We start from the raw sequence: 13,243 nt of genomic DNA, 5'->3' as shown, positions 1-13,243 counted from the left end.
GGGGAGATTCCACGGTTCTGCGTCATCTCCCCGCGATCGAATTTGCGCTCTGCCTGAGTGCGGCGGTGTCTGTCACCGCCGCACTCAGGGCCAATCTCAGCCTTGAGGATTGCCGTCGTCCGGCGGGTTCAGCGGACCGACGATCTTCTCGAACAACGCGCGCACCGCGGTGCGACGCTCTGCAAGATCGGCCTCAAGAAAATCCATGTCCGGTGCATCGGCGGCGCGCAGCAGGAGCGGCTTCAACGCAGCCGGCGCCTCTGCGGGACGGGCCGGAACGCCCGCAGCAGAAAACAGAAGCATCAACTTGCGCAGGAGCCGGTGGCTGTCCACCAGAAGCTCTCGCGCCGCATCATCCAGCATTCCCGCTGCGGCCAGCTCGTTGAGGAGCTTGCGCGTCATTGTGGTGCGCGTTTCTAGGCCCGATTTCAGCCGCAGAAACTGCACGATGAACTCAATGTCCACCAGACCGCCCGGCGCGTGCTTGGCATCCTGCCGGGACAGCCCGTCCAGCTTGCGGCGCATGGCCAGCACTTCGCCCGCCAGCGCATCCGACCCCTGGCATGCGGCGAGCGAACGGTCGATCGCGGCCATGGCACGGGCGCCCACCGCCTCATCGCCCGCCACAACGCGCGCCCGCGTAAGCGCCATCTGTTCCCACACCCACGCGCTTTCCGCCTGATAGCGCTCGAAGGACCGGATGTGCGTGGCCAGCGGCCCGGCCCGCCCGGTCGGCCGCAGCCGCAGATCCACCTCAAACAGCCGTCCCCGCGCGGTCGGTGCGCTCAACGCGGCGATGAAGCGTTGCGCCAGCCGCGCAAAATAGTGGCCGGGTGTCAGCGATTTGGCGCCGTCGGAGCCGTTCGATTCGTCGGCCGCATCGTAGATGAACACAATATCGAGGTCGCTGGACGGCGTCATTTCGCGGCTGCCGAAGGAGCCGAGCGCCAGAAGCGCCACGCCGCCACCCTCCACATGGCCGTGCCGTTCGGCAAAGGCATCGCGCGCAATCGACAGCGCGCAGCCGGCAAGCCGCTCCGCCAGCGTGGTGATTTCCACCCCCGCCTCTGCGCTGAGCAGCGAGCCGGTCAGAATGCGCACCTCTATCAGCAGCATCTGCTCCTGACCCACCACCCGCAGCGCGTCGAGCCGCTCCTCGTAGTCCTGCGCTGCCTCCAGCGCGGCGCCGAGCGATGCCTCCAGCGCAGCGTCGTCATGCGCTCTGCCGTAGAAGGTGGGGTCGATGAGCACGTCGAGGAGCCGCCCGCGCCGGGCAAGCTGCTCGGCAAGCCGCGGCGAGGACGCCGCAATCAGGACAATCACCCCCACAAGGTCCGGATGGCGGTCGAGCCGGGCAAGGAAATCGACGCCGCGGGTCACCGTCGCGAGAAATGCGTCGAACCGCTCCAGCGCCACAGCACTGTCGGGCGAGGACGCGATGGCGGTGCGGATGGCCGGCTCCAGCCGCGCCAGCAGCGTGCGCGCCTGTTCTGTGCGCAAGCAGCTATAGCAGCCTGCCTGCCAGGCGTCCCGCCGCTCATCAAACGCTTCGGCCAGCACTGTACTCAGTTCCGGCCGGTCGGCCTGCAAGGCGCGCAGCATCGGATTTTCCGGCATCGGCCCGTCGGCCAGCGCCATGAAGCGCGCATGGACCGCACGCAGCGTTGCCTCCAGCGTCTGGGTGAGCGCCTCGTCACGCATCATCACGGCAATGCGCTGTACCCCGGCGGCATCGGGCATGGTGTGCACATGGTCGTCGCGCACCATCTGCAGCCTGTGCTCCACCTTGCGCAGCGTCTCGTACGCATCGGTCAGGACCGCGCAGTCGGTCTCGCTCACCCAGCCCCGCTCACACAAGGCAGCCAGCATCGGCACGGTCGCGTGGCCGCGCAGCGCGAGGTCGCGCCCGCCCGCAACCCGCTGCAGGCTCTGCGCAAAAAACTCGATTTCGCGAATTCCGCCGCGGCCCACCTTCACGTTGTGGCCGGGCACGGTGATGGCGCCAGCCCCCTTCACCGCGGCAATCTGCTCGCGCAGCGCCACCGTTTCGTCGATAGCGGCAAAATCGTAGCCGACACGCCAGATGGAGGGCTCCACCGCATCCATGTAGGCGGCCGCCGCCGTCTCGTCGCCGGCCACAGCGCGGGCCTTGATCATCGCCTGCCGCTCCCACGGCCGGGCGCGCGACTGATAATATTTGATGGCAGCCGGCGTGGAGACCGCAAGCGCAGTGGCGCCAGGGTCCGGCCGCAGCCGCAGATCCACGCGGAAAACATAGCCGTCCGCCGTGCGATCCTGCATCAGCTGCACAAAGCGGCGCACCAGCCGGACGGCCGTATCCCTGGCCAGCCCGACATTTTGCGCCCGCACCGGGTCAAACAGGATGACGAGATCGACATCGCTGGAATAATTCAGCTCCCGCCCGCCAAGCTTGCCCATGGCAAGGACGAAGAGGCCTGCTTGCGACGGATCGTCGGTGGACACCTGCCCCTTTTCGCAAAGCTCTGCGAAGGCGGCGTTGAGGGAAGCTGCGATGGCCGCATCCGCAAAATCCGACAATGCGTTGGTGACGGCCTTGACCGTTGCGTTGCCCAGAAGATCGGCGAGCCCCACAGCCAGCGCCACCCGTTGCTTGCCGCGCCGAAGGCTTGCTGCAACGTCATCCCCGGTCACGGCGGCGGCGGCCACACTGTCATTCAGAGACGCGGCAAGCACAGCGTCCAGCATTGCCGGATCGCCCAGCATCAGGTCGGCCAGGAACGGAGATACCGCTGCGACCGTGCCGAGCGCCTCCGCAACCGGCTCCGGCAAGGGGGCAACCCCGGCCTCCGCGCGGGCATCTGCCATCTTTTCGGCAAACGCCGTGTCGGGGGCGATGGGAAGCGGCGTGAAATTTTCAGCCAGCGCGCTCATGCCGGCAGCGGCAGGGCGATTGACACGCGGAAGCCGGGGCCTGCGTCATCGAGCGTCAGGCGGCCGCCGTGGTGGCCGACCACTGCCTTGACCATCGCAAGGCCGAGGCCAGCGCCAGGCTTGGTGCGGGCGGCATCCATCCGCACGAACCGGTCCGTCAGCCGGGGAAGGTCTTCGTTTGCGACGCCGGTGCCGAAGTCGCGCACCACAATCGTCGCCTCCGCATCGGTCCGCTCCAGCACCAGGTCCACCTGGCCGGTCGGCGAAGCGCCATATTTGAGCGCGTTGTCGAGTAGATTTGCCATCATGGTGCGTAGAAGCGTCGGCTCGCCGTCAATGACAACCCCCGGCGCGATCTTTGCGACAAGACTCATCCCGGCATCTTCCGCCGCCGGATCGTAAAACTCGGCAATATCCTCGAGCAGCGCCGAAAGGTCGGTCCGCGCCAGCGCCACACCGGCGGCATTGCTTTCCACACGCGCAATGGTGAGGAGAGCCTCGAAGGTGCGAATGAGATGGTCGCATTCCTCGATGGCCGGCCCCAATATTTCGGGCGCCCGGCTCGCGGCAGGCGGGCTGCGCATCGCCTCGTCCAGGCGGTTGCGCAGCCGCGTCAGCGGTGTCTTCAGGTCGTGGGCGATGTTCTGGGAGACTTCCTGCAAGCCGGAATGCAGGCGGTTGATCTCGTCCAGCATGGCGTTGACGCTGTGGGCCAGCCGGTCGAACTCGTCGCCCGAACCGTCCACCGGCAAGCGCCGGGCAAGGTCGCCGCCAATGATCTTCTGCGAACTTGCCGCCACCGCATCGACCTTGCGCAGGACAGAGCGCGACAGGAAGATCCAGGACAAAAGCCCCAGCCCCACCACCACAATGATCGCACCGCGGATGGAGCGGCGGATGATGGTGGCGAACTCGATCCTGTCCTCAACGTCCCGGCCGACCAGCAGCCGGTAGCCGCCGCCCAGCACCGAGAGCTTCACCAGCGCGCGGTGCGCCTCCTCGTTGTTCTCCCCCTCTCCGGGCTTGAAGCGCATGTAGCGCACTGGAAAGGCCACATTCTCGCTCACCACCGCCGGGTCGTACATCAGCTCCGACACGTTGCCCGCCAGCGGGTTGCCGGAAAAATCGGTCACGAGGTAGACGCTGGCGTCCGGCTGCATGGCACGGCGGCCAATGGTCCGCATTACCTTGAAGAGGCTGGACGCCTCATACTCGGCGTTGAGTTCGGCAATTTCGCGGTCGATCGCTGTTTCGAGCTGCCGGTCGAACAACCTAGCCGTGGTCGATGAGATGTACGCGATCAGGCCCAGTGACAGGACGACGATCACGCACAGGTAGGCGAGAGAGAGCTTGAATGCCGTGGTGCGGAAGAGCCTAGTCGGCGTCGGCACGGATCACATAACCCGCGCCGCGCACCGTGTGCAGCAGCGGTTTGTCAAAGCTCTTGTCGATCTTGCCGCGCAGACGGGAGATGTGCACGTCGATCACGTTGGTCTGCGGGTCGAAGTGGTAGTCCCACACGTTTTCAAGCAGCATGGTCCGGGTCACGACCTGACCGGCGTGGCGCATCAGATATTCCAGCAGGCGGAATTCGCGCGGCTGAAGAAGCACCTTCTCGTCGTTGCGGGTCACCGTGTGGCTGAGCCGGTCGAGCACAAGGTCGCCGACCCTGTAGATGGCCTCGAATTCGGCGGTCTGCTTGCGCCGCCCCAGCGCCTCGACACGGGCCAGAAGCTCGGTGAAGGCGTAAGGCTTGGTGAGATAGTCGTCCCCGCCCGCACGAAGGCCCTTCACCCGGTCGTCCACCTGGCTGAGAGCGGACAGGACCATGATGGGCACCTGCTTGCCTGCATTGCGCAGCTCGTTGATGAGGGTGAGGCCGTCCTTCTTGGGCAGCATCCGGTCGATGATCAGGACATCGTAGTCGTTGCTGGCGGCGTAGTCGTGGCCGGTTTCCCCGTCACCCGCAACGTCGGCGCTGTGGCCGGCTTCGCCCAGACCCCGTGAAAGGTAGGCGGCTGCATCCACATCATCTTCAACGATCAGGACTTTCATCGGGCAATCCACCAGTCATGCAAATTCTGTATCAAATCAAAGCGGTTCACTGCAACTGACAGTGCCGGAAAGAAAGAGGGCCGGACGGTCACGCCCGGCCCCCTCTCCCGCGTCCGATCGGTGGATCAGCCGCGGTCTTCTTCAACCGGCAGCGCGACGAACCGGGTGTTCTCGCCGGACTGCAGCTTCAGGAGCACGTTCTTGCGCCCTTCGCCGGTGGCCGTGTCCACGCCGGTCTTCAGGTCGCCGGCCGAGGCAACGTCCATGCCCGAGGCCTGCAGGATCACGTCGCCGACGCGGATGCCGCTCCTGGCCGCAGCGCCATCGGGGTCAACCTCGACCACGGCCAGACCGTCACCCTCGATGCCGACTTCGCCGGCGGGAGCGAGGGTCATGCCCAGCGTTTCGGTCGAGTCCTGCTTGGCGGGTTCTTCCTCGTTGCCCCGCGTGCTGCTGGCGGCCGCAGTGTCGGTCAGCTTGCCGAGCTCCACCTTCACGTCCATCGCCTTGCCGTCGCGCCAGACCTGGAGGGTGACCTCTTCGCCGGGTGCACGGGTGGAGATGGTGCGCGCCAGATCGCGCGGGCCGTCGACATCTTCGCCGTCCACGGAGATGATGGCATCGCCCGCCTTCACGCCGGCCTTGTCGGCAGGGCTGTCGCTCTGCGGATCGGTCACCAGAGCACCGACAATGTTGTCGCGGCCAAGGCTTTCGGCAATTTCCGGCGTGATCGGCTGGATCTGAACGCCAAGCCAGCCGCGGGTGACGTTGCCGTCATCCTTCAGGTCCTCGATCACGTCCTGCGCGATGGAGGCCGGAATGGCAAAGCCGATGCCCACCGAGCCGCCCGACGGCGAGTAGATGGCGGTGTTCACGCCGACCACGTTGCCGTTGAGGTTGAACGTCGGGCCGCCGGAATTGCCACGGTTGATGGGCGCGTCGATCTGGAGGAAATCGTCGTAGGGGCCAGCACCGATTTCGCGGCCGCGTGCCGAGACGATGCCCGCGGTGACCGAACCGCCGAGGCCGAACGGGTTGCCGACAGCCATCACCCAGTCACCGACGCGGGTTTCCCTGCTGGCGAACGTGACGAACGGGAATTTCTTGCCGTGCTCGACCTTCACCAGAGCAAGGTCGGTCTTGTCGTCGACGCCGATCACTTCGGCGTCCAGCGTTTCGCCGTCACCCATCACCACGGTGACTTCCTCGGCACCGTCGACCACATGGCCGTTGGTGACGATGTAGCCGTCATCGGAGATCAGGAAGCCGGACCCCTGACCCATGGAGAAGTTGCGACGGTTGGGGGTGCGCTGGCGGGGCTCGTCGTTCTGGCCGAAGCGTTCGGCAAAATCGTCAAAGAACTGCTCGAAGGGAGAGCCGCGCATCCCCTCCATGCTGGAGAGCTGCTTGCGTGCCCGGCTCTTGACCTGGATCGAGACGACGGCGGGAGAGACACGATCCACAATGTCGGCGAAACCCGGTGCGTTCTGGCTTGCGGCAGCGGGCACCTGATCGGACAGGTTCTGCGCGTAAGCCGGGGTCACCGTGCGTCCGTCGAGGAAATTGGCGCCAACCGCGCCGGCAAGGAACGTGCCCACGAGGAGGACCGCTGCCCGTCCGCGCGACTTCTTCAGCGTGAGTGCCATGATTACTCCTGTTGGCAGTGGCCGTTCAAAGGCCTCGAATGCCAAGATAGGAGCCGTCACATTACGTTGCGCTTTCTGCGGTGTGACAATTTGGTAAGCTCGCCGGACGTCCACAGCCCCGTGCCGGGCAGCGTCGCTTCGCGTCAGCTCTGGCGTTTGCGCGCATCCAGCATCGCAGCCAGCGCCTTTTCCTCGTCGGCCGAAAGCGCGGGGGTGTCGGCCACAAGGCGCCGCCGACCGCGCAGGTAGACCGCGGCCCCGATCCCCGCAATCAGCACCACCACCAAGGGTGCCGCCCACAGGGCAATGGTTGCAGCATTCATGGGCGGGCGCAGGCGCACGAAGGCGCCGTAGCGGTCTGTCAGATAGGAAAGCACCGCCTCGTCGCTGTCGCCGGCCGAAATGCGTTCGCGGACCAGCAGGCGCAGGTCCTTGGCAAGTTCGGCGTCAGACGCGTCGATGGACTGGTTCTGGCAGACGAGACAACGCAGCTCCTGCCCCAGCGCCCGCGCCCGCGCCTCCAGCGCCGGATCGGCCAGCTGCTCGCTGGGGTTGGCCGCCAGCGCCGCACCGCCCACAAGAAGCCCCAGCGTGAGGAGCGCTGCAACAACGCGCCTCATTCGCCCGGCTCCGGAACCAGACCTTGCGGCGGGGACCGCCGGGCCGGCGCCGGCAGCCCGATCCGCAACCGCCGGTCGAGCAGCGACAGCAGCCCGCCGAAGGACGCAATCACGGCCCCGAGCCAGATCAGAAGCACCAGCGGCTTGTGGAACATGCGCACCACAATGCCGCCGTTTTCGACCGCGCCCAGCGTGACGTAAAGCTGCGTCATGCCGGTTGTGTAGATGGCGGCTTCGGTGGTGGGCATCTGCCGGGCGGGGTAAAAGCGCCGCGCCGGCGACAAGGTGGTGACCACCTTGCCGTCCACCGTCACCGTGAAGTTGGCGATGGCGTCGTTGTAGTTCGGCCCCTCGGCTTCCGCCGCGCTGTCGAATGTTACGGTGTAGCCTGCAATCTCGATGGCATCGCCGGGCTTCATGTCGGCAATCCGTTCGGTCTCGAAGGCGGTGAGAGAGACGATCCCCAGCGCCGTCAGGCCGACGCCAAGGTGCCCGAAGGCACTCCCCCACATGGAGCGCGGCAACCCGGCCGCCCGCCGGATGCGTCCGGAGACCGTTTTTGCCGATGCCGTGCGCAGCGCAATCTCCGCAAAGGCGCCGACAATGAGCCAGACCGAGAGTGCGAGGCCAAATGTTGCCGTCAGCCGCGTTTCCTCTCCGGCCAGCCATGCCCCGAGCCCGCCGGCAAAGATTGCCACCACCCCAACGGCCACCAGACGCTCGGCCGCGGCGGCAATGTCACCCCGCTTCCAGGCCAGAAGAGAGCCGAAGGGAATGGCAAGGAGCAGCGGAACGGTCAGAGGAATGAAGGTGAGGTTGAAGTAGGGCGGGCCGACGGAGATCTTCTCGCTGGTCAGCGTCTCCAGCACCAGCGGGTAGAGCGTTCCCACCAGCACCGTGACGCAGGAGGTGGTAAGGAACACATTGTTGAAGACCAGCGCCCCCTCGCGGCTGATGGGCGCAAACGCGCCGCCCGCCTTCAGGGAACCGGCCCGCATCGCAAACAACGTGAACGCGCCGCCGATGAAGATCGACAGGATCGCGAGAATGAAGAGCCCGCGCGTTGGGTCGGAGGCAAAGGCGTGGACGGAGGTCAGCACGCCGGAGCGCACAAGGAACGTGCCGAGCAGCGACAGCGAAAATGTGATCAGCGCCAGAAGCACCGTCCACACCTTTAGCGCATCGCGCTTCTCCATCACCGCGGCGGAGTGAAGGAGTGCGGTGCCTGCCAGCCACGGCATGAACGAGGCGTTCTCCACCGGGTCCCAGAACCACCAGCCGCCCCAGCCCAGCTCATAATAGGCCCAGTAGCTCCCCATCGCGATGCCGAGCGTCAGGAAGATCCAGGAGATCAACGTCCACGGCCGGACCCAGCGCGCCCAGGCCGCGTCGATCCGCCCCTCGATCAGCGCCGCCACCGCAAACGCGAACACGATGGAGAACCCGACGTAGCCGAAATAAAGCAGCGGCGGATGGATCGCGAGACCCACGTCCTGCAGGAGCGGGTTGAGGTCCCTGCCCTCGATGGGCGCCGGCAACACGCGCGCAAACGGGTTGGACGTGAGGATGATGAAGAGGAGGAACGCGCTCGCCACCCAGCCCTGCACGGCAACGGTGGTTGCCCTGAGGCTGGCGGCAATGTTGCGCCCGAAGGTCGCCACCAGCATGCCGAAGACCGAGAGGATCAGCACCCACAGGAGCATCGACCCCTCGTGGTTCCCCCAGACGCCGGAGATCCGGTAGATCATCGGCTTGGCCGAGTGCGAGTTCTCGAACACGTTGAGGACCGAGAAATCAGACCGGACATAGGCCGCAGTCAGCGCTGCAAAAGACAGCGCAATGAGCACGAACACCATCAAGGCGGCCGGGGCGGCCAGCGCCATCAAGCGCGCGTCGCGCAGCTTGGCGCCGGCAATCGGCAGGGTGGACTGTATGAGCGAAACGCCCAGCGCCAGCACCAGGGCATAATGGCCCAGCTCATTCAGCATGGCCGGCCTCCGTCATCTGTCCATCTTTCCAGCGGCCCTGCGCCTTCAGGCTGTTGACCACTTCCTTGGGCATGTAGCGTTCGTCGTGCTTGGCAAGCACCGTGTCGGCGTCGAGCACGCCGCCGGCCGTCATCACGCCCTCGGTCACAACGCCCTGCCCCTCGCGAAAGAGATCCGGCAGAAGGCCGACGTAGGTGACCGGAATGCGGTTGGCCGTGTCCGTCACCGCAAACGACACCAGCCCGTCCGCGCCCCGCTGCAGCGAACCAACTTCCACCAGGCCGCCAAGACGCACCCGTGTGCCGACGGCATGGCTGCCGGATGCAAGCTCGGTGGGTGTCGGCGCATAGGTGATCCGGTCGCTGAGCGCATAAAACACCAGCGCTGCCGCCCCGCCGAGAGCAACGCCGGCCAGAGCGATCAGCGACAGGCGGCGCGTCTTGCGCGCGCGGCGATGGGGCGACGTCATTGCGCGGTCTCCTTCACCTCTGGCGATGCAGCGAATGCTGCGCGATCCGAGCCATCGAGCGCGGCCAGACCGTCGCGCACAGCCTGCTGTGCCTCGTCCGTACGGCCGAGAACGTTGAGCGAGCGCACGAGCCGCGTCCACTCGTCCACCGTGCCGCCGCTCGCGGCAAGCCGCGCGGCAAGGCCCTCAACCATCGCCACCACAGCCGGCGGCGGCGCACCGCCCGGAAAAGTCCCGCTCGGCGCAGCAGCAGTTCCGGCGCCGGAGGGCGTCGCCTGCGTTGGTGGCGCAGTGCCGATGCGCGGGCCGCCCTGCGGTGCAGGCGCGTTGATGCGCGGACCGGCGTCCACCGAGGTCGGCGCGCCGCTTGCCTCTGCAATGCGCATGAATTCCGCATTGGCGATCTGAAGCCAGGGCTCCGTGCCATCGCTGCGGGCCAGAATGTGGCGCCAGCGCTCGCCCGCTTCCATGAAGTCGCCCGCCTGACGCGCGGCGATGGCAAGGAAGATTGCCGGCCGCAGCGCCTGCGGGTCCAGTGCCAGCGCCCGCTCGAACAGCGCTGCCCCCTCGGCGGACACTTCACCGCCTTGCGCAAAGGCGAGGTTCTCGCCCTCCGCGGTCAGCCATTCGGTCCGCTCGCCCAGCAGATCGTTGACCTTGCCGTAAGCCTTGGCACTGTCGGCAAAGCGCCCGAGCCGTTGATAGACCGGCGCAATGGCAAGCCACCCCTCGGCGTCATCAGGCTCGGTTGCAAGTCTTTGCTCGGCCTTCGCCAGCATCTCCTGCAAGGTGTCATCGTCAATGGGCGCGAGGCGGGCGGCAAGCGGCTGGTCGCCATATTGCGGCGTCCCCAGCCAGACATATGCACCAACCGAAAACACCGGCACGAACAGGGCAACGGCCAGTGCCACTGCCGTGAGCCGGCCGCGCGACGGGCCAGACCCGCGCGCATCGCGCGAGCGCAGGAGGCGGCGCGCAATTTCGGTGCGCGCGGCGGCAGCTTCCTTGTCGGCAATCAGGCCGCGCTCGACATCAGCCTCGAGTTCGGTCAGCTGGGCGGCGTAGACCTCGCGGTCATCGCCGCCGCCAACCTCAACGTTGCGTGCCAGAAGGGGCCGCAGCAGTGCAACGACGGTGAGCGTGGCCAGAACGGCAAGTGCAATCCACAAGATCATGGCGTGCAGCGTTCAACTTTGCGCGGCACGGTCCTGACGGACCCCGCCAATCCGGCCGCAAACCATCGCATCCCTCGACGCCATCTCGCCCCCAAAAACAATTCCCGCGCCACTGTAACAGCCGCGGCTTGTCCATTGGGTTTCTAACTGCGCCCCATGGCACAGCAGCGCAAGAGTTTGACCGCTCGGCCGGCGCGGCTCAACAGCGCAGCCCGCAAGCCGTTCAGCGTCCGCGCGTGCTCACGCGCTCGATTTCCTGGCGAACCTGCCGCTCGACGATTTCGCCGAGATTGGCCTCCAGCCATTCGCGCAGGAGCGGCCGCACCATGTCGCGCACCAGATCTTCCACGGTGCGCGGATTGTTGGTGAGGACGGTGCGGGAGAGGCTGTCGAACGCCTGATTCACGTTGGCGCGCGTTTTCTGGCTGGTCAGCCCCTCGTCAGCCGCTTCGGGCCGGACGGCCTGAGGCTGCGGTGCGGGCGCACGGCGGAACGCGTTGCCCTGTGCATCGGCATGAACCTGCGCGTCTGCGACGGTCTCGCTCATTTCGGTGGTCCTTTGATCAGGGTCCAGGCGGTAGACGTTTGATGGCAGCGATTCGGCCGTCACGGCCGATGGTGCGGTCTTTTCCGGAGGTTTGGTCGCAGCAGCCTCGCGGCCGGGATCAATGACACCGTCCGACGACAGCCGTTGTTTCAGCGCCGCCAGCCGTTCCAGCGGCGAATTGCCGGCAACGGCAACCTCGGGGGACGCGGCACGGGGCTGGCGCGCGGGCGCATCAAGCCCCGGTTCGGTCAGGACAACTGGCGACCAGCTCGCTTCAGGCGGTTCGCTCAGCGAGTTCGCAACGCTGCGCTGCGCTGCAATCGCACTGGCGATGGAGCGCATGATTTCGTTGTGGTCCGTGTCGTCCTCGTCCAGGCCGTCAGCCGGCGGGTCGGTGTCGTCGTCGCTCACCGGCTCATACTCGCCATAGTCGTACGGGCCGGGATCGGGCTCCACCGCCCCTTGCGCAACCGAGTCGAACGCCCTGGCGACAGCGCCGGACACCTGCGCGTCCATTTCCGCGTCAGCGTCGAGTTCACTGTACACCGGCCTGTGACGCGGCGGCGTTCGGGTCTCTGAACCGGCACGCTCCGGCTGCGGCTTTTCGCCGAAATCATCTGCGATGATCTTGCGGATCGATGCCAAGAGGTCGTCCATCGCATGTCTCCCCCCGGCCACTCAGGGCCGCGAATCATCCTCAACACACACGATGGTATCATCCGGGTCCGGCAAACCGCCCTTGTAACAGGCCAAAAGCGCCGCCGTTCACAGCTTAAACGTCGATTAAATCACAGAAGAGAGGTCAGAGCGCCGGGGAAGGTCCGCGCCACGCCGCCCGCAGGTCACCGCCGCGGCATGGGTCGCAAAGGCCAGCGCCTCACGCGCGTCATCTGCGGTGAGCGCACCAAGAGCCGCGCTGTTCGCCTTGCCGGCATCGACCAGATGCACCAGAAGCGCGGCCAGAAAACTGTCGCCGGCGCCCACCGTGTCCACCACGGCAACCTTGTCGGCGGCAACGGTTACATCCACGCCGGCAGCAAAGAGCCGGACACCGTCTCCGCCGTTCGTCACCACCACAACGGCAGTGCCGCCGTCCCGCCAGGCCGCGGCCCGCGCCTCCACCGTCTCCCCCGGATACAGAAACGCCAGATCCTCCGCACTCACCTTGATGATGTCGGCGTGCTGCGCGAAGGCATCCACGCGGCTGCGCCATACGTCTGCATCCGGCTCCACGGTCGGCCGCACATTGGGGTCCAGCGCCACCAGCTTGCCGGCCTCCGCCGCCCGGCCCGCCAATGTCAGAAAACTGTCCCCCGTCGGCACCGTCAGCAGCGAGAAGCAGCCGAACACCGCCACGTCGAACACGTTCACCGGCGGAAGATCGGCCAGCGTCACCGCTCGGTCGGCTGCGCCTTCGCCATAGAACTGGTACTGCGCGGACCCGTCCGCCTGCAGCGAAACCATGGCCAGCGTGGTGGTGGCGTCCTTGCGCGCCAGAAATCCGGTGTCCACGCCCTCGGCGTCGAGGGTCGACACCAGCTTCTCTCCAAGCCGGTCGCGGGACATGCCGGTCAGAAGGCCAACGCGCGCACCAAGCCGCGCAACGCCCACCGCCACGTTGAAGCAGGAGCCGCCGATCCGCGCATCGAGGGTGAACCCCTCCGGCCGCTCGCCATCAAAGAAAACGTCGTATAGCGCCTCGCCGCACACCAGGATTGTCATCCCCGCCCCCGCTTGTCATCGGCCCGAAGGGTGAGCCGGATTCTCGGCCCGGCGCAAGCCGGTTGAAACCTTGCCGCCGCTGTCGCACCGTCCGCCCAAACACGAACG

10 protein-coding genes are annotated in these 13,243 nt (G+C 66.5%); all 10 read right to left on the bottom strand.

What is annotated here, in order from left to right; translation table 11 throughout:
* Positions 1–96: 96 nt before the first annotated feature.
* Positions 97–2,913 (bottom strand): bifunctional [glutamine synthetase] adenylyltransferase/[glutamine synthetase]-adenylyl-L-tyrosine phosphorylase, encoded by a 2,817-nt coding sequence (locus RDV64_RS16430; protein WP_309196016.1) that lies wholly within the window; start codon positions 2,911–2,913, stop codon positions 97–99.
* Entirely contained in the window at positions 2,910–4,304 is a 1,395-nt protein-coding gene (locus tag RDV64_RS16425) for a HAMP domain-containing sensor histidine kinase (protein ID WP_309196015.1), read from the bottom strand. The genes RDV64_RS16430 and RDV64_RS16425 overlap by 4 nt, the downstream gene beginning before the upstream one ends.
* Entirely contained in the window at positions 4,288–4,968 is a 681-nt protein-coding gene (locus RDV64_RS16420; protein WP_309196014.1) for a response regulator transcription factor, read from the bottom strand. The genes RDV64_RS16425 and RDV64_RS16420 overlap by 17 nt, the downstream gene beginning before the upstream one ends.
* Before the next feature lie 125 nt (positions 4,969–5,093).
* Complete coding sequence (locus RDV64_RS16415) at positions 5,094–6,614, bottom strand: Do family serine endopeptidase (RefSeq protein ID WP_309196012.1); 1,521 nt, start codon at positions 6,612–6,614, stop codon at positions 5,094–5,096.
* 143 nt (positions 6,615–6,757) lie between these two features.
* Positions 6,758–7,234, bottom strand: a complete 477-nt coding sequence (locus tag RDV64_RS16410; RefSeq protein WP_309196009.1) for a cytochrome c-type biogenesis protein CcmH — start codon at positions 7,232–7,234, stop codon at positions 6,758–6,760.
* Entirely contained in the window at positions 7,231–9,222 is a 1,992-nt protein-coding gene (locus RDV64_RS16405; protein ID WP_309196008.1) for a heme lyase CcmF/NrfE family subunit, read from the bottom strand. Before RDV64_RS16405 ends, RDV64_RS16410 begins: the two co-directional genes overlap by 4 nt.
* A complete protein-coding gene (gene ccmE, locus RDV64_RS16400) occupies positions 9,212–9,691 on the bottom strand; it encodes a cytochrome c maturation protein CcmE (RefSeq protein ID WP_309196007.1) in 480 nt (159 codons plus the stop codon). Before ccmE ends, RDV64_RS16405 begins: the two co-directional genes overlap by 11 nt.
* Positions 9,688–10,866 carry a c-type cytochrome biogenesis protein CcmI gene (gene ccmI, locus RDV64_RS16395; RefSeq protein WP_309196006.1) on the bottom strand — a complete coding sequence of 393 codons (1,179 nt, stop codon included), beginning with the start codon at positions 10,864–10,866 and terminating at the stop codon, positions 9,688–9,690. The genes ccmE and ccmI overlap by 4 nt, the downstream gene beginning before the upstream one ends.
* Positions 10,867–11,089: 223 nt before the next feature.
* Positions 11,090–12,070, bottom strand: a complete 981-nt coding sequence (locus tag RDV64_RS16390) for a DUF2497 domain-containing protein (RefSeq protein WP_309196005.1) — start codon at positions 12,068–12,070, stop codon at positions 11,090–11,092.
* A 126-nt stretch (positions 12,071–12,196) separates the two neighbouring features.
* Complete coding sequence (locus RDV64_RS16385; protein ID WP_309196004.1) at positions 12,197–13,135, bottom strand: carbohydrate kinase; 939 nt, start codon at positions 13,133–13,135, stop codon at positions 12,197–12,199.
* Positions 13,136–13,243 lie beyond the last annotated feature (108 nt).

Origin of the sequence: Acuticoccus sp. MNP-M23 (assembly GCF_031195445.1) — a bacterium.
Classification (GTDB): Bacteria; Pseudomonadota; Alphaproteobacteria; order Rhizobiales; family Amorphaceae; genus Acuticoccus.
This window is presented reverse-complemented; position numbering and strand designations above follow the sequence as displayed.

Bases quoted from the DNA above. Each gene is read 5' to 3' on its own strand.
- RDV64_RS16430 (WP_309196016.1), bottom strand. From the start codon at position 2,913: ATGAGCGCGCTGGCTGAAAATTTCACGCCGCTTCCCATCGCCCCCGAC.
- RDV64_RS16420 (WP_309196014.1), bottom strand. From the start codon at position 4,968: ATGAAAGTCCTGATCGTTGAAGATGATGTGGATGCAGCCGCCTACCTT.
- RDV64_RS16415 (WP_309196012.1), bottom strand. From the start codon at position 6,614: ATGGCACTCACGCTGAAGAAGTCGCGCGGACGGGCAGCGGTCCTCCTC.
- RDV64_RS16410 (WP_309196009.1), bottom strand. From the start codon at position 7,234: ATGAGGCGCGTTGTTGCAGCGCTCCTCACGCTGGGGCTTCTTGTGGGC.
- RDV64_RS16405 (WP_309196008.1), bottom strand. From the start codon at position 9,222: ATGCTGAATGAGCTGGGCCATTATGCCCTGGTGCTGGCGCTGGGCGTT.
- ccmE (WP_309196007.1), bottom strand. From the start codon at position 9,691: ATGACGTCGCCCCATCGCCGCGCGCGCAAGACGCGCCGCCTGTCGCTG.
- ccmI (WP_309196006.1), bottom strand. From the start codon at position 10,866: ATGATCTTGTGGATTGCACTTGCCGTTCTGGCCACGCTCACCGTCGTT.
- RDV64_RS16390 (WP_309196005.1), bottom strand. From the start codon at position 12,070: ATGGACGACCTCTTGGCATCGATCCGCAAGATCATCGCAGATGATTTC.
- RDV64_RS16385 (WP_309196004.1), bottom strand. From the start codon at position 13,135: ATGACAATCCTGGTGTGCGGCGAGGCGCTATACGACGTTTTCTTTGAT.